Below are 20,758 nucleotides of genomic sequence, written 5' to 3' on the forward strand. Positions count from 1 at the left end.
ATTAAGGTCTGTCGAAAACAATTTTTCTCAAAAAGTGCCCTGCGTCGGTTTCGACATTCAGGAACCCAAAACCTGAGGCGGTTTCGGAAGGGATTTGGCATTCGATCATATTTCCAGTGCAAATCCAATCGAGGGGGAAAGATTGGCCCAAGCCGTTCATCCAGGATACATGCTGTACCGTGGGGAAACCGCTACCGGAAAACACTGTAAACCGGCCGCGATCAGCGGAAACCGGATTGGGATAAATTTGAACTTCGGCAAAGGATGGATCCGCGGCTATTCCGGTTCCGGAACCTGTGACCAAAAGATGACCTTGAAGCAGGGTCAATTGCGCCGTGTTGAAACTGACATCTACCAATTCCCAAGGCGTGGGAGATTGGACGAAATCTACATCGGAGGCCGCCCCGGCAGCGCCGACGTAGAGGACCTGCAAACCAAACATCGCTGCAGAGTCTGCAAGATTGACGCCAATCAGGCTCGGATCGTTCCAAGAAAAGGTCACAATTCCTTGGGCGACAGCGGTCAAGCCAAAATTGGACAAGGACATATTGGGCAACAGCGGAATCACAGCCCCATAAGTGGCCACGCCCGCATCCCAAGACAAGGTCCCTTGTGCACTGATGATGTCCTGAAAGCCCAAAACACGGATGTAAATCGTATCCATTACACCGGAAGGACCTTCAATCGAATCTCCGAAAATGGTCACTGCTGCGGCAGGTGCCAACGTCGCGAATCCAAACGGACCTGCACTCACCGTATTCAGGCTGTCGCATTCTTCCTGCACGTAAAATTCAAAGGTCCCTCCCGCCTGCAGGTTCGAAACCAACACAGTATTGTTGCCCTGTTGGGAGGTGCCGGATGCGTTTCCAAGGCCGGAACCCGGCGTAAAGCCCCAAATACCCCATTCGAGGAAGTAGTTGGCACCGGGATTGGTCGAATGCCATTGCAAATGCGCCTGTGTTTGCAACACGCCGGTCGCATTCAACGAATCCGGAATTTCGCAGACCGTGGGGACGTTGATGCGGACATTGCCGCTCCGCGTTACAAAAGGTATCGGCGTATATGCCCAGTTGACAACTTCGATGAGGGTAGGAATCGCTGTGATCGCAACGGGAGATTCTGAACCTGGACTACCAACCAATTGAAAGACAACGCCAAAGATTTCACTGCCGTCGGGAATTGAAATTGGCGTGAGATTGTTTTCATTCCAGGAGAATGTCAGCTTGCCATTGACAACATACGAAGTCCCGAAATTGGCATTGGTCATGCTGGGCAAATTCATGTTTTGAACGCCGACAAATGCAAGCACCGCGCTGTCAAAAGCAACTGTTCCCTGCACGGAAATGATGGAATCAAAATGATTCACCCTGATGGGCACAATCACCTGCGAACCTTGGTTTCCCGTGAGTGAATCTGCAAAGAATTCAAATTGACCGGCAGGCATTGCCCATCCGCGCGTGCAGAGGAGCAAGCCAACAAAGATTCCGGTCAGGAGTGATTTCATCAGGCAAATTGAATTGAAGAGGAATCGTTGTCAGTCCCCTCCAAAGCCTTGGAGAGGACTGAACAACAATCTTGAATTGCGCTCAATGCCGCTTGCATACGCGTCACGCGGGATTATTCGCGGATGTAAACAAGACGGTAAGAATGGGATTCGCTCCCTGCCTCGATGCGCATGACATACGTTCCCGCAGCAAGCTGCTTTCCGTTGGTCGACGTGCCGTCCCACTTCACTTCATGCATGCCTTGCTCAAATACGCCGCCAAACTGATTCACCACTGTGCCACGCAAGTCGCTGATGGTAAACTGCATCTGACGGGTTTCGGGAAGATCAAAGCGAATGGTCGTCTCCTTGGAAAACGGATTGGGGAAGCTTGGATACCATTGTACCGCCGCGCCGCCTGCTTGCGCACCTTGGTCGCCGGCGACCTTGAACTGACCGTCGCGGGATTTGATCTCCAAGACCTCCAAATTCAAGTTGTAAGCCTCGGCAGCCACGCTGTTGCTTGTGGCGGTGATGGCCGTCGAAGTACCAGCCTCGCCGACGACTTTGAAACGCAGGTTAAACAGCGTTCCACCGTCTGGCAAGGTGATGAAATCGCCATTTGGCTCATTCCACGACACCATCAATGCACCCTGATCGATTTTGGATTCGCCAAAGAATGCCTCGGTTGCCATGCCTTCCTCGCCAACCAATTGCAGAACCGATGGATCCCAATTGATCGTGAACTGATAGCCGGCAATGGCCTGGAAGTCCTCGACCATGACAGGAATCGAAATTTCGTCACCTTTTTGGCCGGAGAAGTCTCCGAAGCTTACATACCGCTCCCCTACCGTCGCCGTCTTGGCCGTGTTTGGATTCCAAGACCAGTTCACGTCTCCCAGCTTAATGCCGTAGAAATTCTGATTGGTCTGGGTCGATACCGCCGGATAGTTGATCGTGGACGGGAAAGGCCATGGGCTGTACTGATTGGGGAATACGTAGCCGGCATCGACCATGGACCACAACCTGCCGCTGGGGAAGGTCAAGTTGGTCTGCAAAATCACCGTACGTGTAAGCACAATGTCCAAGGTGGTGACAGTCGAACTGTTGTTCACGTCGCCCGCAAGAATCTTGTAGGATGAATTCAACGTGTCAATGTTCAAAATGTGACGCTGCATCAACACAAGGTCCAAAGTCGTGACACCATTGTTGGTGACCGTATCATTGGCTTTCGTAGGTGTGAGCGTGTAGTTGCCGCCCGTGGTCAACCCTGCGAAGTTGAACTGACCATTGGTACCCGTCACCATGGAGGCATTGGTAGGTCCGGTCAGCGCAACCGTCGTGGTGCGAATCGTGCTTAATCCATTTGGATGCAAGATCGTACCGCTCAATTGGCTGGTGCCGCTGCCGTTGGAAACGTTGACGAGCGTGGTCGAGGCCGTGCTCGTACAACCATTGACGGTCGCGGTCACGGTGTAGGTGCCGCCCATGATCAAAGTAGCCCCGGAAATCGTTGGATTTTGTGCCGTGGAGGTAAATCCATTCGGGCCCGTCCAAGCATAGGTTGCACCACTCACGGTCGATGCCGTCAAGTTGATCGTACCACCGACAATCACAGGGCTGTTGCTGCTTGCAGTCGGCGCGGTTGGCAGCGCATTCACAGTCACCGTTGTCGGGTTGCTCGTGCTTGAGCATCCCGCAGCATTGGTGACTTGCACAGAATAGGTTCCCGAAGCGGTCACCAAAATCTGCTGTGTCGTTTGGCCACCAGGCAACCACGAGTTGCCCGAAGCCGCACTTGAAGTCAGCGTCACCGATCCACCTGCGCAGAACGTTGTCGATCCACCCGCCGTGATAGTTGGTGTTGGCGGCAATGGATTTACCACCACGGTCGTTGCCAAACTGGTCGCAGAGCAACCCGTGTTGGTCACTGTCACCGTATAAGTGCCGCTGCTACCCACCGAGATCGATTGCGTCGTAGCGCCCGTGCTCCAGACGTTTCCAGTTGCGCTGTTGCTGGTGAGTGTCACCGTTGCGCCTGCACAAATATTCACCGTTCCCGTCGGGTTGATCACGGCCGTGACCGGCTGCGTGATCGTGAATACGTTGTTGCTCACATCCACTTTCGTGCTTGCTGTAGCGTCCGTCACGCGAACCAATGCCTGTCCGGTGGCAATATTGGGTACAGTCCAGCTGTAGGTATTGGTGACCGTGTTGTAATTCGTAACGATCGTATTCCAACTATTGCCACCGTCGGTGGAGTACTCGATGTTAAACAATGTGCTTGTACCATTGGTGGTCCAAGTGATGTTTTGCGTCGAGCAGCCAGCCCAACTTTCACCACCATTGGGGGCTACAATCGTGACAGGAGGCGCGGTCGGCTGGACCGTGAACGAAAAGTCCGAAATGTCGCTTTTACAACTCGATGTGAAGTCCGTGACTCGTACGCGACAATTTGTACTGTTGATCACCGGAACCGTCCAAGCATAGCTGGAGGTTCCAGTATTGTAATTGGTCACAATGTTCGTCCAAGTCAAACCTCCATCAGTCGTGTAGTCAATGTTGTAGAAGTTGGATGCGTTGTAATTCACCCAAGTGATGTTGGTGACCGATCCGCTTTGGATGGTTGCTCCGAAGTTAGGATAGGTCACTTGGATACTTGGGCTGATCGTGAACAAGCTGTCGCTGATGTCGGTAAACAACGGATTCGCATTGTCGGTGACCTTGACCAAACATTGCGTGCTTGGTGTATTGGGGATCGACCACGGATAGTTCACATTGCTTGACCCACTTGCATAGTTGGCATTCACAATCGTCCAGGTGCTACCTGCGTTGGTGCTCAACTCAATTTTGTAGTTGGCCGAGGCGCCTGCTGTCCAAGTAATCGAAGACGAGGTGCAAGCGCGCCATGTCGAGCCTGAAGGACCATTCGGCGACACGATCATGATCGGTGGACGAATCTGGAAGACGGCATTGCTGATGTCATACTTGTAGCTGAACGTAAAGTCGCTCACACGCACGAGACAAACGGGCAATGGCACCAAGGTATTGGGAACTGTCCAAGCGTACGTTCCATTGTTGGGCGCATTGGCATTGATCAGGTTCCACGTTGCACCGTTGTCAGAGCTCCATTCGAGTTTGACCAAGGTATTGAGGAAACTAGGTGCAGACCATACAATGTTCTGCGATTGTCCCGAGTACCAAGTTTCACCGCCATTGGGCACTGCCAACAAAGGAGTGGGTTCGCCGATCGTAAATACCGAATTGCTTTGGTCCACGATGGCATTGTTGCTGAAATCCATCACTTTGAAGAGGCAGTTGGTACTCACCGTATTCGGCACTTGCCAAGGGAATGAGCCTGTGCTTGAAGGATAATTCGTGAGAATACGGATCCAGCTCGTACCGTTGTTGGTACTGTACTCCATGTTGTACTTCTGCGAAGTTCCGATAATGTTCCAGGTTACATTCTGCGTTGCTGTACCACCCATGCTCGTAATCATCGCATCCCAGCCAGCGCCGACGTTCCCAGACCCTGTGGTGAAGGCAAATGTCAACGCGCCAGTGCTGTGCGTGGAAGTGAGCGTCGGAGGCAATGTCGAACCACTGTAGGTACCCAAAACCGGTGCAGAGATATTCGGACCATTGTAAACACGGAGGAAGTCGCTCGAATTGTACGTGCTGAAGCTGTTGAAGGCGACACGCAACTTGTTCACAGGAACGTCAGGGTAGAAGGTTTTCACGATCACGGAACCCGAATAACTGTAGTTCCCCGTTGGGCCACCGGCGTCGTAGAAATTGCCCGTGTTCATCGTCTCGGTAATGTTGTTCATCACCCAGTTACTGCCTTGTGGCCCCACCGTCGCAGGGAAGACCTCTCCGCCATTGGGAACGGTGACCGTTACGCTCGATGTCAGTGTAAATGGCGCGTCGCTCACGTCACTGTTGCAAGCAACTGAAATATCCGTTGCACGCACCAGCGTATTCGTAGAATAAACATTCGGAATCAACCAGCTGTAAGAACCGCCTGAAGTCGAGGAAACGATCGTCGACCAAGAGGTGCCCCCATTGGTGCTGTATTCCAAACTCACGTTTGTCACGCCCCCGGAAACGGAGTACATGATGCTCTGCGTAGTTCCGGCAATCCAGTTTTCGTTGCCGTTAGGCGCTACGACCACCACATTGGTGGTTTGATTGACGGTAAAGACCGCATTGCTGACGTCTGTTTTGAGTGTGTCGCCTGCATCCCTTACCCTTACGATCATCTGCGTGGTGGAGATGTTAGGCACTTGCCATGAAAAGCTGGAGTTCGGCCCAGCACCACCATTGTAATTGTTGGCAATGGGTACCCAGTAGTGCCATTGTCCGAGCTGTAGGCAATGTTGAACAAGCCCGTGGTACCGCCATGCGCCCAAGTAAGGGAGGTGGTTACGCAGCCGTTGAACGTTTGACCGCCATTTGGGGCTGTCACCGTAACATGCGGTCTGAGCGTGAAGACAGCATTGCTCACATCGTTAAATGTGTTGTTGCTGGCGTCGCTGACGCGTACCAAGGCAGTCGTGCTCGGCGCATTCGGGATTGTCCAAGCATAGCTTCCCGTATTGGGTGTGCTGTTGGTGATCGTAACCCAAGTAGTGCCATTGTCGATGCTGTACTCCAGCTTCACGTTGGGAGATGGGTTAAACATGCTCACCCAAGTGATATTTGGGTTGTGCCGGCATACCAGATTTCGCCACCATTGGGTGACGACAAACTGCGAAGCTTGTCCGATTGTGAAGACTGAGTCACTTTGATCGACGATGGCGTTGTTGCCATTGTCCATGACCTTGAACCTGCAGTTCGTGCTCGGGGTATTCGGGACCGACCAAGCGAATGTTCCTGTTGAAGAAGGGAACTTCGAAAGGATGCGTGTCCAAGAAGAACCGTTGTTCGTGGTATACTCCAGATTAAATACCTGCGATGTACCCGTGATGTTCCAATTCACATTTCGTGTGGCGGTGCCCACGCTGGTAATGTAGGCTTCCCAGCCTGGGTAGGTGGTAGAGCCGCTGGTATTCCGGAATTCGAAGGTCAACTGACCAGTCGGGTTCGTCGCTGTATAGGTAGCCGGAATGCTCGTGCCGGAATATGTCCCGATGAGTGGAGACAAGTTGTTCGGGCCATTGAAGACTTTCAACTGATCATAGCTGCTGTAAGTGTTGAATGCCGTAAAGGTGACCCTCAGCTTATTCGTAGGAATATCGGGGGTGAAGGTCTTCGTGTAGGTCGTCCCACTATTGTAAAGATAGCTGCCGAGGAGGCCACCTCCATCATAGAAGTTTCCTGTGTTCAAAGTCACCGGCGTATTGTCCATCAAGTAAGTGAGTCCTTGCGTTCCGACCGTCGCCTGCCAGATTTCCCCGCCATTGGGTGCGGTGACTTGGATGGTCGAAATCAGGTAGAGGTTGCCGTTGCTTGCATCATTGTTGCAAGGGTTGCTCGAATCAACCGCACGCACCAAAGCAACGTTGGAATTCACATTTGGAACCGTCCAGTTATAAACGCCACCGGTATTGCCACTGACAATCGTGTTCCAGGTGACGCCGTTGTCTGTGCTGTATTCCAAATCTACAGTCGTGACACCGCCACTCAAGGAATAAGTAATCGACCGGACGGTGCCAGCCACCCATGCTTCGCCACCGTTGGGCGTGAGCAAGGTCACGTTGTTGGTAGGCGTAATTGTAAACACCGCATTGCTCTGATCGGTTTTCAAGGGGTCGCCTGCGTCCGTGACCCTGACAAGGCACTGTGCGGAATTGGCGTTGGGAACAGGCCATGCGATCGATCCGCTAGGACCTGCGCCACCGTTGTAGTTGTTCGCAATGGCAAACCATGTTGCGCCGTTGTCCGTGGAGCCGCTGATGTTAAACAGTCCAGTGGTTCCTCCATGTGTCCAAGTGATGACGCGGTTTGCACAGACCAGCCAGTTTTCGCCACCATTCGGTGAAGTCACCGTGACGTGTGGGGCAATCGTGAAATTGGCATCGCTGACGTCGTTGATCGTGCTGTTAGAGGTGTCGCTGATGCGCACCTTGCATGTCGTACTCGGGGTATTGGGCAGTGTCCATGCATAACTGCCCGTGTTAGGGGTGCTATTCGTGATCGTCGTCCACGTCGTTCCATTGTCTGTCGTCACTTCCAGCTTCACCGTCGGACTCGGCATGAACATCGATATCCAAGTGATATTTTGGGTGGTGCCAGCATACCATGTTTGTCCACCATTTGGTGCCAACAGCACCGGCAAAGCTGCTCCGATGGTGAATGTGGCATCACTCTGGTCAACGATGGCGTTGTTATTGTAGTCAATCACCTTCCATTTGCAATTGGTGCTTGGCGTATTGGGTACCGACCATGCAAACGAACCAAGTGTGGAAGGATAGTTCGTCAATATCCTTGTCCAGCTTGTGCCGTTGTTGGTGGTGTACTCCATGTTGAATTTCTGCGAAGTCCCGATGATGTTCCAAGTCACATTCTGTGTCGGTGTTCCGACACTTGTGATGTAGGCTTCCCAGCCCGGGTAGGTGGTCGACCCGCTGGTATTGCGGAATTCGAAGGTCAACTGACCAGTGCCATTCGTCGCCGTGAAAGCAGGTGGAATGCTCGTGCCGGAATAGGTGCCGATCAGCGGAGAAAGGTTGCTGGGCCCGTTGAAGACTTTCAGTTGGTCATAGCTGCTGTAAGTATTGAAAGCCGTGAACGTCACCCGCAGCTTATTCGTTGGAATGTCAGGCGTGAAGGTCTTCGTATAAGTCGCACCACCATTGTAGAGGTAGCTTCCGAGGAGTCCACCTCCGTCATAGAAGTTGCCTGTGTTCAACGTCACTGGGGTGTTGTCCATCGAATATGTGAGTCCTTGGCTACCGACAGTGGCCGGCCACGTCTGCCCGCCGTTAGGGTTGGTGATCGCGATTTGCGATACCAAGCTGAACACCGCGTTGCTCATGTCGGAGTTGCACGAGTTGGAGGCATCTGAAACCCTTACCAGTGATTGTGCACTGTTCACGTTAGGGATGGTCCAAGCATAAGCACCACCCGATGTACTATTGACAATGGTATTCCAGCTCGTGCCATTGTCTGTGCTGTATTCCAGATCCACAGCGGTCACGCCGCCAGAAACGGTATATGTGACGTTTTGGACCGTGTTGGCTACCCACACTTCCGCCCCATTGGGTGAAAGCAATTGTACATTGCTCGTCTGGCTGATATTGAATGTGGCGTTGCTTACATCTGTTTTCAGCGGATCGCCAGCATCTGATACACGAATCAATCCTTGGGTGGTTGTAATGTTTGGTACAACCCAACTGAGGGAAGAATTCGGACCTGCGCCACCGTTATAACTGGCTGATATCGTGGACCATGAAGTACCGTTGTCCGTGCTGAGTTCTATCTTAAAAAGTCCCGTGGTGCCACCATGCGCCCATGAAATGCTTTGAACGTTACATCCCAGCAAGTTCTGCCCACCATTTGGGGCAGTCACTGTAACATGAGGGGCGATTGTGAAGACTGCATCACTGACGTCATTGATGGTGTTGTTGGCGGTATCGCTGATGCGAACCCTGGCCGTGGTGCTCGGGTTGTTGGGGATCGTCCAGTTGTAAGAACCCGTATTGGGAGCACTGTTTGTGATCAGCAGCCAAGTGGCGCCATTGTCGATGCTGTATTCAAATTTGACCGTCGGGCTTGGCATGAACATCGAGACCCAAGTGATGGCTTGGGAGGTACCCGCATACCATGTCTGCCCACCATTGGGGGTCAGCAATACCGGCAAGGCAGATCCGATCGTAAACGTCGCATCGCTCTGGTCTACGATCGCATTGTTATCAAAATCCATGACTCTAAACAGGCAGTTTGTACTTGGCGTATTGGGTACCTGCCACGCAAATGTCCCGATTGAGGAAGGGTATTTGGTCAGGATGCGTGTCCAAGAAGTCCCATTGTTAGTGGTGTAATCCAAATTGTAGTTCAGAGAAGTACCCGTAATGTTCCAATTCACGCTACGGGTGGGAGTTCCTACGCTTGTAAGATAGGCTTCCCAGCCTGGATAAGTAGTAGAGCCGCTGGTATTCCGGAATTCAAAGGTCAACTGACCTGTGGGATTGGTCGCGGTATAAGATGGTGGAATGGACGTGCCGGAGTATGTGCCAATCAGCGGAGAAAGGTTGCTGGGTCCGTTGAAGACTTTCAACTGGTCATAGCTGCTGTAAGTATTGAAGGCCGTGAAAGTCACCCGCAGCTTATTGGTTGGGATATCAGGCGTGAAGGTCTTCGTATAGGTCGCACCACCATTGTAAGCATAGGAGCCGAGGAAGCCACCTCCATCGTAAAAATTACCCGTGTTGAGTGTGACAGGCACGTTGTCCATCTGGTGCACGAGTCCTTGCGCACCCACAGTCGCCGGCCAGACTTCTCCACCATTGGGAGCGGTAACGGCTACGGTTGAGATCATATAAAACACCGCGTTGCTCTCATCAGCAATACATGCGTTGGAGGCATCGGAAACCCTGATCAATGCCTGCGTCGAATTGATGTTGGGTACTGTCCAGATATAAGTGCCACCGCTTGTGCTGCTGGTGATGGTATTCCAGGACGTGCCGTTGTTTGTGCTGTACTCAATGGCCACGTTGGTCACCGGGCCGGATACGCTGTAGGTAATCGCACGGCTGCTATTGGCTATCCAAGCTTCATTTCCATTCGGAGAAAACACCGTGACGTAATTGGTGGGCGTGATGGTAAACGTCGCATCACTATTGTCCGTCTTGAGCGGATCGCCGTCATCCGTTACCCGCACAAGTGCCTGTGAGGAGGATGTGTTGGGCACCTGCCACGAAACAGAACCGTTTGGTCCAGCGCCTGAATTGACGTTGTTGGCTATCTGCACCCATGTCGCGCCATTGTCCAGGCTGTAAAAGACGTCAAACAACCCAGTGGTGCCACCATGCAACCATGACAAGGTCACGATAGAACAGCCTGCAAGGGTTTGTCCTCCGTTGGGCGATGATACCGTAACATAAGGACGAATGTTGAACACCGCATTGCTTTGGTCGTTGATGGTCGATGTGATCGCATCACTGATACGCACCCTCGCTTGCGTGGTCGGGGTATTGGGCAGCGTCCACGCATACGAACCTGTATTGGGTGTCGAGTTCGTAATCGTCGTCCAAGAGGTGCCGTTGTCGGTGGTGTATTCCAGCTTTGCGTTCAGACTCGGGTTGAACATGCTCACCCAAGTGATGTTCTGCACGGTCCCTGCATACCAATTTTCCCCGCCATTCGGTGCCAGCAACAATTCAGAGGCTTGCCCGATGGTAAAGTTGGCATCGCTTTGATCCACAATTGCATTGTTGTTATAGTCTACCACCCTGAACCGGCACTGTGTGCTCGGTGTATTGGGGACAGACCATGCAAAAAGGCCATTGGTGGATGGATAATTTGTGAGGATTCGCGTCCAACTTGTCCCCGTGTTGGTACTGTATTCCAGATTGAACTTCTGGGAAGTGCCGACAATGGTCCAAGTCACGTTTTGGGTGGCAGTTCCTACGCTTGTCAGATAGGCCTCCCAGCCCGGGTATGTCGTCGACCCGCTGGTATTGCGGAATTCAAAAGTCAACTGACCTGTGGCATTCGTCGCAGTGTAAGTGGGTGGAATGCTCGTGCCAGAATAGGTGCCGATGAGTGGAGACAGGTTGCTAGGTCCGTTATAGACTTTCAACTGATCATAGCTGCTGTAGGTATTGAATGCTGTGAAGGTCACTCTCAGCTTATTCGTTGGAATGTCAGGCGTGAAGGTCTTCGTATAAGTCGTACCGCCATTGTAAAGATAGCTTCCGCCGATGCCTCCTCCATCATAGAAGTTGCCGGTATTGAGTGTCACAGGCACGTTGTCCATGTTATAGCTCAATCCTTGGTTGCCGACTGTTGCCTGCCATATTTCGCCACCATTCGGAGCGGTGACCGTCACTTGAGAGACGATTGCAAAGTTGCTGTTGCTCTGATCACTGTTGCAAGCGTTGCCGGTATCTGTGGCACGAACCAAGCAAACGTTGCTGGGTGTGTTAGGAATCACCCAGTTATACACGCCACCCGATGTGCTTCCGATGATGGTATTCCAAGAGGTGCCGTTGTCGGTGCTGTATTCCAGATAGACCGTGGTGACACCGCCGCCCACCGAATAGGTGATTGCCTGTGTTGTACCCGTTACCCAGTTCTCATTGCCGTTGGGAGAGAGCAGGACGATGTTTGTGGTCTGTGTTGTGGTGAAAACGGCATTGCTCACATCCGTCTTGAGCACGTCACCGTCATCCCGCACACGGATCAGCCCTTGTAGTGTACCGATATTGGGCACCTGCCAAGGATAAGAAGAGGTTGGCCCAGCTGAACCCGCATTGTAATTATTGGCAATAACGCTCCATGTCGTTCCATTGTCCGTACTGAAGTCAATATCGAATATGCCTGTGGTACCACCATGGTTCCATACGATATTTTGCGTGCTACAGCCGGTCCAGTTCTGTCCGCCGTTTGGAGAGGTCACCGTTACATGTGGCCCGATCGTGAATACGGCGTCGCTCATGTCATTGCTTGTGGACAGGAGGGCGTCGCTCACGCGGACACGCGCCGTGGTGCTCGGGTTGTTGGGCAATGTCCAGGCAAAAGTACCGGATGCATTCGGCGTACTGCTGACGATGTTGATCCAAGTCGCACCATTGTCGATGCTGTATTCGAGTTTCACATTGGCGCCAGTGAAGAATGCCGGAACCCATGTGATGCTCTGCACGGTTCCTGCATACCACGTTTGACCGCCATTCGGTGCAAGCAGCAATGGATTCGCGGGGCCAATGGTAAAAACGGCATCGCTTTGGTCCACGATCCCGCCATTGGCAGCATCAGAAACCTTGACAAGGCAGTTCGTACTGGGCGTGTTGGGAATGCTCCAAGGGAAAGTGCCGGTGGAGGAAGGAAGCCCGGAGACGATCCGGATCCAACTCGTGCCATTGTTGGTACTGTAGTCGAGGTTGAATTTTCCGCTTGTACCGACGATGGACCAGTTCAGGTTTTGTGTCGGCGTTCCGACACTTACAAAATAGGCGTCCCAACCAGCGGCTGTGTTGCCAGAACCGGTAGTCCATGTGAAGGTCAGCGCGCCTGTAGCGTGCGTAGACGTGAACGATGGTGGAAGGGTGCTACCGCTATACGCGCCGACCAATGGAGATGCGATCGAGGGGCCGTTGTAAATGCGGAGGACGTCACTGGAATTGTAGGTGGCAAAGCTGTTGAAGTTGATGCGCAACTTGTTGGTGCCGACGTCGGGTGTGAAGGTCTTCGTCAGCACTGCACCGGAGGTATAGTTGCCGCCGGAGCCGCCATTGTCGTAAAAATTGCCCGTATTGGCGGTCAAGTTTACGTTGTCCATGTTCACCGACACGCCTTGAGATCCCACCGTGGCAGTCCAGTTTTGCCCACCGTTGGGTTGCTGCACAGTGATGGAGGAGAGGATGTAAAATACGTTGTCGCTCACATCCACCTTGCAAGTGGGGTCACCGTTGTCGCTGACACGGACAAGGCAGGTGTTGCTCGGCGTGTTCGGGATTGTCCAGTTGTAGGTATTGCCTGTGGTGCTGAGCGGATTCACGATGGTAAGCCATGATGCCCCATTGTTCGTGCTATACTCGATGTTATAGTTGTTGCTCGTACCGTTGGGCGTCCAAGTAATGGTTTGCACTGTACCGGTAACCCAACTTTGACCGCCGTTGGGCGATGTCAAAATGAGCGGCCCGGTGACCGTGAAGGTGGAGTTACTCACGTCCACAATCGCGCCGTTGGAACTGAGCTTGACCCGCACCAAAAAGCTGCTCGACGTGATGTTGGGGAGGGTCCAAGAATAGGTGCCGCCCGGCGAAAAGTAATTACTCGCGACAGCCACCCAGTTGGAGCCGTTGTCGGGCGAATAGTCGATGTCAAAGTAGGGACTGCCGATACCTGACATGCTCCAGGTAATGTTTCGGGCAGTACAGCCGTTCCAACTTTCACCGCCGTTGGGTGAAGTGATCGTGATCGTCTGCGCAGACAAGGATCCGGCAAAGACCAATAGGAAAGTCGCGAGCAAAAACGTGTGAAAATTCCGCATAATTCTGATCATAGAGGGGTAAACACCCAAAAAAGAACCGAAGTCCCGTACATTATTCCGTTGGTGTCATTGGCTTGCACCTGCCCCAAAAGGCGGCGCAAAGCTAAGACGATCCTTCGAATTCAACCACTTGCATCCGAAGATTTCAGGAGAAATCTTATCCCCAACCCTCGGAGATACCACAAGGCAGGCCATGACCTACCTCAAGCTACCTTCGTAAAGCTTGCAGACGGAATTTTGATCCTGTCAGATGAATGAGTGATTGGGGCTATTTGTCGCGTAGATGCACCGACCCATCTAGCATCCGGAAATGCATTCGAAGGAAGCTCCTCAAAAAAAGCGCCGCATGAACGAAGCCTTGCGGTTTCGGCTGATGGTAAGCAGCGCCCCGTCAGACATTTGCACTTGCCCGCCGTCGGTTTTGTGGTAGGCTTCCACATGGCGCAGGTTGGCAATATGGCTTTGGTGAATGCGGAAAAATCCATGGTCATTGAGCAGTTCTTCGTATTCGCCCAAGGTCTTGGACACCACGATCTTTCGGTCATGGCTCAAGATGAACGTCGTATAGTTGCTCGAGGCTTCCAGTCGAATGATATCTTCCATGTTCACGACCTTGAAGCCTTCCATGTTGCTGATCACGATGCGCTTGAGCTTGCCCGGCTGATCGCTGTAATTGTCGATCAATACCTTCACCCGTTGCTCGGTCGCTTCCTTGGTGCGCCGCGATTCCTTCTCGATGCGCTCGATCACGTTGCGCAGGTCCACGGACTTCACAGGCTTGAGCAAATAGCCGATCGCCGCAAAATCAAATGCCTTGATGGCAAAATTGTCGTAGGCGGTGACAAACACCACCTCAAAATCAATCGCGGGCAAGGCTTGCAGCAGGTCAAATCCAGTGCCCTTCTGCATTTTGATGTCCAGGAAAACGACATCCGGCTGATATTTCTCGATCGCCACCAAGCCCGTATCCACGTCATTGGCCTCGCCAACGATACTCACACGATCCGCAAAATGGCGGGTCAACAGGTCGCTGAGCAGAAACCTGGCATTTTTTTCGTCGTCGATGATGACTGCCCTGAGCATATTCCTTCCTTAATGGTAAGATACGGGGATTCTTAATGTGATCCTTGTGCCGCCCTCCGGCAATTGTTCGGCGAGCACCTCCCCTTCACTTCCCAAGCGTTCGAGGGTGATTTTCATGCCCTTGCTTTCGTGGCCGATCGAATTGGCTTTGGTGCTGCGCGAAGTTTCAATCCCAATGCCGTCGTCGACCACGGTGCAAATCAAGGTATTGTCCTGTTCGCCCATCTTCAGGTGAATGCCGACTTTCCCTTTGCCTGCCGAGGGCAAAATCCCGTGCCAAATGGCATTTTCGACAAAGGGCTGCAAAATCAAGGGTGGCAAATGGGTGTTGTGGATGTCAATGTCTTCATCTACCGTGATTTCGTGGTCCAATTGGCCTTCCAACCGGGCCTCCTCCAACCGCAGATAAAGTTGCAGCGTCTCCAATTCGGCGGCGAGGGAGATGCTTTCACTCCCGCTATGGTCCAGAATTTTGCGCAAAATGGTCGCAAAATCGCTCATATAATCGCCGGCGCGGTCCAAGTCGCCCTCGACATACAGCCTTTGAATGGAATTGAGGCTGTTGAAGATAAAATGCGGATTCATCTGCGCCCGGAGCGCCCGTTGCTCCAATGCCCGCTTTTTGAGGTTGAATTCGGCGGCTTCTTGGGCCATCTTCAGCTCGGCGTTGCGCTTACGGAAATATTGAAAAAGGGCAATCACGGCCAAAATCAACAACAAGGCGATCGCCGAGGTCGCAAACACGATCAACCACAAAGCACTTTTTTCGGCCTTGGACTCTGCATTCGCGGTCCGTTCTTGCAGCAAGAGCAGCTTCTGCGCATTTTGCTCCACTTCAAACTCCACCCGCAACCGCGAAATTTCCGACGTCGCTTTGTCCAATTGTAGCGAATCCTGCAATTCACGGAGCGCCTGATTGTACTGCAGTGCCTCGTCGGCCATTCCCTTCAGAATGTACACTTCCACAAGATTCCCCAACGATTCCAACACCGTTTCCGGGCGGTCGATCGATTTCCCCAATTCCACTGCGCGCAGGCTATTTTCCAGTGCGAGGTCCAGGTTGCCATTGGCGCGGTAGGCGTTTCCCAGATTGTTGTAACAGTCTGCCACCACGCCGGGCTGCCCTGATACAATCGCCAATTCCTTGGCCTTTTCGCTCATGGCAATCGAGTTGGCATAGTCCTTCTCACAAAAATAAGCGCTCCCGAGGTTCAGGTACTTGGGCGAAAGGTTACCACCTGATTCCAGTGCCTTCGCGGTTTCGATGGCTGTGCGGTAATGTTGTTTGGCCTTGTCGCATTGGTGCTGATGCAAATAGACGTTTCCGATGGCGTCCTCGGCGGCGGCATAGTTGGCCAAATCCCCCGCCTCGAAATGCAGGGCACTCGAATGTTGGAAATAGGTCATTGCCGAATCGTAACTGCCGATCTTGAAATAGGTGATGCCAAGGTTGTATTCGCAGTCGCGGATATCGCTGCCAATTTGGTCCTGCTGCGCCATATCCAGCGCTTTCAATTGCACCCTGACCGAATTCAGATAGTCGCCCTGGATTTCGTAAACGATGCCGGCATTCAAAAAAGCCTGAAACAACGACTTGCGCAAACCCGCATTCGCAGCTTCAATACCACCGAGTTTGAAGCATTCCAAGGCGCTGTCCAACTTGCTTTCGAGCAAATAACATTGCCCGACCACTTGATAGCTGCTTGCGATTCCACGTTTGTAATCCAGCCGAATCGACAATTCCAAGGCCCGTTTGGCATAGAGGATTGCCTGCTCCGCGTCTTCGTAGCGAAGGTAATTGGCGATTTTCTTGAGGCCAAGCACGGTGTTGGTATCCGCGGGCAATCGGGTCACGGCCTGTTTGAGGCTGTCAAGGTAATGCTGATCCTGCCCCTTTACCTTTGAATGACCAACCCAAAGCAGCACCATCATGAGCAGCAAACGACCAAACCCGCTGCTGCCAAAAGGCAACAACCGCATTTTCCGCGTCCAAGCGAAGGGGGTTTTCATCGAGGGGATTCGAAATTCAAAACTGCTACCGCGCAGGCCAAAAGACGGCCGACAGACCGCATCCTGCAAAACAAATGAAACTCCTGCATTGGGTCAAGCCAAACAAGGTTTAGTATTTGGTGGTGTTGATGCCGTAAGCGGGCGCATTGTTTGAGCATCCGGGAAACACCCGTCCATTCCTGAACAATCCCGACCATTCCTGAACTTCTGCACCACATTCGCATCCAATTCCGATATCCTTGCCCTGAATATCGATCTATAATTTGTATGAGAATCACATTTACGTTTTTCTTTGTTGCCCTTTTTGGACTTTCCGCTGCGAAGGCGCAGACGTTTCAATGGGCGAAACAATTGGGGGGTATCAGTTCGCAGAAAGGCACCTCGGTTGTCGTGGATGGTGATGGCAATGTCTATTCCACCGGCTATTTCTACGATACCACGGATTTTGATCCCGGAGTGGGCGTTTATCACATGACATCCAATGGTACCTTGGGAGCATCCTATATTTCCAAATTGGATGCTGTCGGCAACTTTGTCTGGGCAAAAAAAGTCCAAACCAACAGCCAGACTTGGGCTTGGGGCATCGACCTTGACCAAAACAACAATGTCTATGTCACAGGCCAGTTTGCAGGTACCGGGGACTTTGACCCGGGAGCCGGAACTTTTAATATGACATCCGCATACGGTGCGCAAATTTTTGTTTTGAAGCTGGATGCTGCAGGCGAATTCGTTTGGGCCAAAAATTTCATTACCAATGGATTATCAGGTGGCGAAAGTGTAGGAAAACGCATCAAAATCGATCCCTTGGGCAATATCTACACGGCGGGATACTTTGTGGATACCGTGGACTTTGATCCAGGTGTTGCTACCTTTCAGCTCGTTTCCAACGGAAATATTGATATTTTCATCTCAAAACTCGATGCTTCCGGCAATTTCGTTTGGGCAAAAAGCTTTGGAGGCATCGACAGGGACGAAGTTTACGATTTGGAACTCGATGATGTTGGAAACGTCTATACCACGGGAGGCTTCAAAGACAGCGTCGATTTTGATCCGAATGGCCCCGCCTTTGACTTGTATTCATTTGGCAGTGAAGTTTTTATATCCAAACTGGACGCCTCGGGCAACTTCGTATGGGCCAAACATTTTGAGGGTGGTGCCGGGGACTATTATGGCCAAGGAATTGCCCTGGATGCCGATCTCAATGTCTATACGACTGGCTATATCAACAGCAGCGTCGATATGGACCCGGGTCCAAATTCACTTTACATGGGAAGTGGCATTGGTGTGATTTTCGTTTCAAAATTGAATGCCAATGGGGATTATGCTTGGGCCAAAGTCCTACCCACCTCCGGCTTTGGCTACGGCAATGCCATAGCGGTCAATGCCAACAGCGAAGTTTACATTACAGGTGGATTTATGGGCAATGGGGATTTTGATCCCGGTGCAGGCACCACGACCTTGACTGCAGTGGGCAACATGGACGTTTTCATCCTGAACCTTGACAGCGCCGGCGGATTCATGAACGTCTGGCAAATGGGCAGTAGCACAACCGATCGTGGCGAATCGATCTTCGTGGATGCAACCAGCAGTATTTACACCACGGGGACTTTTGGCGATTCCGCAGATTTTGACCCCGGCGCAGGGACACTGACATTGACCTCGATGGGTAATTTTGATTCTTTTGTTCAGAAAATCGGGAATTGTCTTCTGAATACCAGCGTGACAGTAAGCGGCAATACGCTCTCTGCCAACCAACCAGGCGCCTCCTACCAATGGATGGATTGCAACCTGTTTGCCCCGGTTTCAGGCGCGAATGGTCAGAGCTTTACGCCGAATGCAAGCGGCAACTACGCTGTGATCGTGAGCCAAGGCACTTGCGCGGACACATCCACCTGCACGACGGTCACGATCACGCAGACAGACGATGCCTTGGCAGCCGCTGCCATTCAGGTTTACCCCAATCCCGCAACGGAAACCCTGAATATCCAATCGCTGGAAGTCATTGAATCCATTACCCTCACCAACATGTTGGGGGCTGTGGTACAAATGGAAACCACCCATCGTTTTTCGGTCGCGGCGCTGCCGCAAGGTGTTTATGTGCTGCGCATTCAGACGGCGTCGGGAATGAAAAATGCACGGTTTATGAAGCGTTAAGCGGCGAATCGGCATTTTTGTTCTTCGAAGAGCAGCAAGTCCGAATTTTACAACATTGGCTGCCTTGTTTGCACACAAGATTGCTCCTCCATCGCGCGAGGCAGTCATGGTAAAAAATAGATGCAAGAAATGGGTATCGCGTTCCCAATCTTCTGATATTTGTCCAAAGAACGATCGGAAGAGAGTATGAAAAAAAGCACGACGCTCGGTCACAGTACCGTGAGTATTCATCGTATCGGCCTAGGCTGCATGGGCATGTCGGAGTTTTATGGATCCTTTGACGAGGCCGAATCCATTCACACCCTGCACAAGGCCATCGACTTGGGCGTCAACTTTTTTGATACGGCAGACATGTATGGCAGCGGCGCCAATGAACAACTCTTGGGAAAGGCCTTCAAAGGGCGCTGGAATCAGCTCTGTTTGGCGACCAAATTTGCCGTCATGCGTGGGCCCAATGGCGAATTCCTGGGAGTGAATGGAAAGCCGGATTACATTCGGCAGGCTTGCGACCAAAGTCTGCAACGATTGGGCGTCGAGGCGATCGATTTGTATTACATGCACCGCAAAGATCCGCAGGTAGAGATCGAAGAAATCGTGGGCACCATGGCTGAGCTCGTCAAGCAGGGAAAGGTGAAGTACATCGGTCTTTCTGAGGTAGATCCGGAAACGTTGCGCCGAGCGCATGCCGTGCATCCGATTTCGGCCCTGCAAACGGAATATTCGTTGTGGAGCCGTGAGCCGGAACAAGAATTGTTGGCGGTCTGCCGCGAATTGGGCATCACCTTTGTCGCCTACAGCCCCTTGGGACGCGGCTTTTTAAGCGGTGCAATTCAGAGCCGTGCTGATTTTGAGCAAGGGGATTTCCGACTAGTCAATCCTCGTTTTACCGACGAGGCCATCCAGGAAAATCTGAAATTTGTCGAGGTGATCCGGGAGATAGCCCAAAACAAGGGCGTGACCACCGCACAAGTGGCCCTCGCTTGGATCCTGACTCAAAACGATGAAATCACGACGATTCCCGGAACCAGGAAGGTCCATCGCTTGGAAGAGAATCTGGGTGCCTACAACGTGGAATTGACAGCCGCCGATTTGGCGATCATTGCAGGAATGTACTGCGACGACGGTCGGGGCGCGCGGCATTGAACGGGGCAAAGAGGGCGTTTTCCATCATCGCAGAATTTGATCCAAGCGCAATCGGGACCTTCATCATTGATGCTGCTCCCGTCCTGCCCTGATCTACCTGAAACGCAAAACAAGGCCAATTGGAACTGAGATCCGAACGGATCGCGCGCTCCATGACCTCCACCTAGCGCAGCCAAGCGGCAAAATCATCCCCTTGGCAGCCTCAGAAATTGTCTTTGGGGCCCATGCTCGCAACGGCATCCACGCGCTGCCCTTCCCAAATCCGGCGGAGGAGATAAAAGAGTCCCACGGAACAGAGGATTCCGAAAGGCATCGCGATCAAACCCACCACGAAGTCGTTCATGTCGTCGAGCGTGCCCGGGCTGAAGATTTCGAGGGTGATGCCGAGCAAAATGCCAAACAAAAAGGTGCCTGCGTAATAGGTCACGACCCCCAAAATGGCAAATGGCCAGGGGCTTTTTTCGTAAGTGTTGGCCAAATCGTAGAATCTCTTGCCAATAAAGTAAAGTAGAATGAGTCCTAGCATGGTATTATCCAGTTAAAGAGGTTTCACTTGAGGTAAATGCGCCAACTTCCGACCAAAGCACAACAAGGGAAAAGGAATGCACCTCCCGGCTTGCCCAATGGTTCATCAACTGTGCGGCCATGAAGTTACAAAAGGTCGCGGGAATTGCAAGGTGGGGAATGGGGTGCAATTGCAAATGATGCCCTCCCTCCTATTGGCCAAT

Annotated in this window: 8 protein-coding genes; 2 read left to right on the forward strand and 6 right to left on the reverse strand. The window is 52.3% G+C overall.

Features of this window, described 5'->3' with window-relative positions:
- Nucleotide 1: 1 nt before the first annotated feature.
- From IPN95_21705 to IPN95_21725, 5 genes are all read right to left on the reverse strand, one after another.
- Nucleotides 2–1,504: a hypothetical protein gene (locus IPN95_21705; protein MBK9451983.1), complete on the reverse strand. Its 1,503-nt coding sequence runs from the start codon at nt 1,502–1,504 to the stop codon at nt 2–4.
- 113 nt (nt 1,505–1,617) lie between these two features.
- Nucleotides 1,618–5,769, reverse strand: a complete 4,152-nt coding sequence (locus IPN95_21710) for a T9SS type A sorting domain-containing protein (GenBank protein ID MBK9451984.1) — start codon at nt 5,767–5,769, stop codon at nt 1,618–1,620.
- Nucleotides 5,742–13,640 (reverse strand): hypothetical protein, encoded by a 7,899-nt coding sequence (locus IPN95_21715; protein MBK9451985.1) that lies wholly within the window; start codon nt 13,638–13,640, stop codon nt 5,742–5,744. Before IPN95_21715 ends, IPN95_21710 begins: the two co-directional genes overlap by 28 nt.
- Nucleotides 13,641–13,970: 330 nt before the next feature.
- Nucleotides 13,971–14,723, reverse strand: a complete 753-nt coding sequence (locus tag IPN95_21720) for a response regulator transcription factor (protein ID MBK9451986.1) — start codon at nt 14,721–14,723, stop codon at nt 13,971–13,973.
- Between the two features lie 9 nt (nt 14,724–14,732).
- Nucleotides 14,733–16,733 carry a tetratricopeptide repeat protein gene (locus IPN95_21725; protein ID MBK9451987.1) on the reverse strand — a complete coding sequence of 667 codons (2,001 nt, stop codon included), beginning with the start codon at nt 16,731–16,733 and terminating at the stop codon, nt 14,733–14,735.
- A gap of 267 nt (nt 16,734–17,000) precedes the next feature.
- On the opposite strand from IPN95_21725, the gene IPN95_21730 reads away from it, so the two are divergent.
- A complete protein-coding gene (locus IPN95_21730; protein ID MBK9451988.1) occupies nt 17,001–18,887 on the forward strand; it encodes an SBBP repeat-containing protein in 1,887 nt (628 codons plus the stop codon).
- A gap of 186 nt (nt 18,888–19,073) precedes the next feature.
- Entirely contained in the window at nt 19,074–20,030 is a 957-nt protein-coding gene (locus IPN95_21735; GenBank protein ID MBK9451989.1) for an aldo/keto reductase, read from the forward strand.
- Nucleotides 20,031–20,232: 202 nt separating this feature from the next.
- Here IPN95_21735 and IPN95_21740 read toward each other — a convergent pair whose 3' ends face one another.
- Nucleotides 20,233–20,556 carry a hypothetical protein gene (locus tag IPN95_21740; protein MBK9451990.1) on the reverse strand — a complete coding sequence of 108 codons (324 nt, stop codon included), beginning with the start codon at nt 20,554–20,556 and terminating at the stop codon, nt 20,233–20,235.
- Nucleotides 20,557–20,758: the final 202 nt, after the last annotated feature.

The sequence above is a fragment of the Bacteroidota bacterium genome, assembly GCA_016718825.1.
Classification (GTDB): Bacteria; Bacteroidota; Bacteroidia; order J057; family JADKCL01; genus JADKCL01.